Origin of the sequence: Pseudovibrio sp. POLY-S9, assembly GCF_001431305.1 — a bacterium.
In the GTDB taxonomy this organism is placed as follows: domain Bacteria; phylum Pseudomonadota; class Alphaproteobacteria; order Rhizobiales; family Stappiaceae; genus Pseudovibrio.
Genome location: NZ_LCWX01000263.1, coordinates 72,599 through 74,410, shown reverse-complemented (window position 1 = coordinate 74,410; position 1,812 = coordinate 72,599). Strand labels below are relative to the sequence as shown.

Sequence of the window (1,812 nt, the reverse complement as noted above, 5' to 3'; positions counted from 1 at the left end):
TGCTCACGGTCTTCCCAGTCATCAGGCACTTCGCCCTTTGGTGGTGGCAAAGTGCCAGTGTAAACCAGATCGCGCTGACGCAGAGCATCCAGCGTCAGATCAATGGCATTCCCTTGACCGTGCATGGTCTTTTCTGAAAAAAACACGTCGTGCTTCACGTTCAAAGCACTCAGGTCTTCACGGATCAGATCCATCATCTTGTCAACGGCATAGCCCTTGAGCAAAGCATGGCGCTCGCCCTCGCCCATATCCTTCAGGCGCTCACCATATTCCTCTGCCAGCGCCTTGCCGACGGGAACAAGGTATTCGCCCGGATAATAGCCCTCAGGGATCTGCCCAATGTCTTCACCCAATGCTTCGCGGTAACGCAGAAAGGCGGACTTCGCCAGCGTATCAATCTGGGAGCCAGCATCGTTGATCACGTATTCACGGGTCACATCATAACCGGCAAACTGCAACAGGCTTGCCAGCGCATCACCCACAACAGCACCGCGTGTATGGCCCACATGCATAGGCCCGGTCGGGTTCGCGGATACATACTCCACGTTCACCTTCAAACCGGCACCACGGCTGCCACTGCCAAACGCATTGCCCTTGGCAACAACATCTGCCAGCACACGTTCCCAAATAACTTTGTTTACGCGGATGTTGATGAAGCCAGGTCCGGCAATATCAACAGCATCAACTTCACTGTCGGCACGCAGGCCTTCTGCAATCTTTTCGGCAAGATCACGCGGCTTCATCTTCAGCTGTTTAGCCAGCACCATGGCAGCGTTAGTCGCCAGATCGCCATGAGCAGCATCCCGAGGAGGTTCAACAGTCACTCGTCGCAGATCCAGCTCCGGCGCGTCAGCAGCAAGGTCGAGACCCTTGACTACACTGTTTACCCTTTCGGCGAAGTCTGCAAAGATGTTCATTTTTAATAGCCTAGTTTGACAGCTCACAGGGTTTTGCGAAGCCCTAGCCCCACATAAACTCCATGAATTAATAGTGTTTGAATTGGCGCATTACCCCAGTTCCGGGGTATCGTCAAATAATCGTCGGTGTTCGTCTATGGCATAACGGTCCGTCATGCCTGCAATGAAGTCACAAACCCTGCGGGCCTTCACATCATCACCCTCGCCTTTCAGTCCCGTACACCATGGTTCTGGCATTCTTTCCGGTGCTTTAAAGTAGGCATGGAACAAATCCCGCACCACTTTGGCAACCTTCCTGCGAACCGCCAGAACACTTTCGTGTCGGTACAGATTGGCAAACAAAAACTCTTTCAACTCGCGCTCTTCTCGCGCCATTTCAGTTGAAAAGGCAATAACAGGACCATTTGCATCACGAATATCCCCGCATTTCTTGGGAGAAACCTGATTAATTCGCGAAATACTCTCCGCAATCACGTCCTCGACCATGCCGGTGATACATCTGCGTCCAATCTCATGAATACGCCGCGCATCCTCAAGACCGGGATATTTCCCGTCCACCTCGTCCAAAATACGCTTCAGATACGGCACCTCTTTCATGGCCTCAAAGCTAAGCAACCCGGCCCGCAATCCGTCATCCAGATCATGCGCGTCATAAGCAATATCATCTGCAATCGCTGCCACCTGCGCCTCTGCACTCGGCCACGACCACAGCAGCAAATCCTGATGCTTGGCATATTCGCTCACAGCAAACGGCAGATGCTTGCCTTCAAGCTTGCCACAAGGCGCACCGGATCGATCCGTCAGCGGCCCATTGTGCTTCACAAGCCCTTCCAGCGTTTCCCACGCCAGATTGAGGCCATCAAACTCCGCATACCGGCGCTCAAGATCCGTCACA

The 1,812-nt window shown here is 53.3% G+C and carries 2 protein-coding genes; both read right to left on the bottom strand.

Going from position 1 to position 1,812, the window contains the following annotated elements:
* A partial coding sequence (gene argS / locus PPL9_RS30520; protein WP_082597190.1) for an arginine--tRNA ligase occupies positions 1-917 on the bottom strand: 917 nt, incomplete at its 3' end.
* 90 nt (positions 918-1,007) lie between these two features.
* On the bottom strand, positions 1,008-1,812 hold an 805-nt coding region (locus PPL9_RS34605), incomplete at its 5' end, for a deoxyguanosinetriphosphate triphosphohydrolase (protein WP_244273512.1).